Annotated in this window: 1 protein-coding gene; it reads right to left on the bottom strand. The window is 46.9% G+C overall.

Annotated elements, in window-relative coordinates:
• Positions 1 to 932 (bottom strand): OmpA family protein (locus FLJC2902T_RS15570; protein WP_035679345.1); only part of this gene is annotated, 932 nt, incomplete at both ends.

Raw genomic sequence — 932 nt, forward strand, 5'->3', positions numbered from 1 at the left:
TCGCCGTATCCTTTTCCTGAGATGCGGTCTTTAGCAATTCCTTTCGAGATTACGTACTGCACCGTAGCTTTGGCACGACGGTCGGATAAGTTCATGTTGAATTTGTCCGTTCCGCGGTTGTCCGTATGTGATTTAACCATAATCACCATGCTTGGGCTGTTCTTCATCACCTGAACCAGTTTGTCTAACTCAAACGCACCTTCTTTGGTGATGTTGCTCTTGTTGTATTCGAAGAAGATATCGTTTAGGATTACTTCCGTTTCCGTGATGATAACATCGATCGGATCCAATTCCACCGTCATCGGCAATTCGCCGCCTTTGGATTTTGCCACCGCAATGGTTTTGCTCACAAAGCCGTCTTTCGATACCTGTAACGTATAGGCTTTATCACATTCGGTTCCGTATTTGGCTAATCCGTCTGTTCCAGTGGTTTTGGTTTCAATCATGTTGTTTCTCTCATCCAAGATCGCCACGGCAGCTCCCGATAGGATAGCGCCCGTTTTAGCGTTCTTAACCGTAGTGTTCAACTGAACTCCACATACCGGAATGGCCATAAAGATATCGTCCTGTCCGCCGCGGTTACTCGAGTAGAATCCGATGTTCTGGTCTTTGTGGAACGTGAATGCGAAATCGTCTTTCTCCGAGTTGATCGGCTTTCCGACGTTTTTCACTTCAGATCCCTTTTCTAAATCGGCAACAAACACGTCCAATCCTCCAAAACCTTGTCTGGAATCGGAAGAGAAGTACAGTTTGTTGTCATCAGTAATGAACGGGAAGTTCTCTCTTCCTTCGGTGTTGATTTTCGCACCAAGGTTCTCCGGTGTGCCGTAAGTGTTGTCACCCGTGATGGCTACTTTCCAGATGTCGGCTCCGCCAAGGGTACCCGGCATATCGGAAGAGAAGTACAACGTTTTTCCGTCTTTGGACAAACT

The organism is Flavobacterium limnosediminis JC2902 (assembly GCF_000498535.1).
GTDB classification, from domain to species: domain Bacteria; phylum Bacteroidota; class Bacteroidia; order Flavobacteriales; family Flavobacteriaceae; genus Flavobacterium; species Flavobacterium limnosediminis.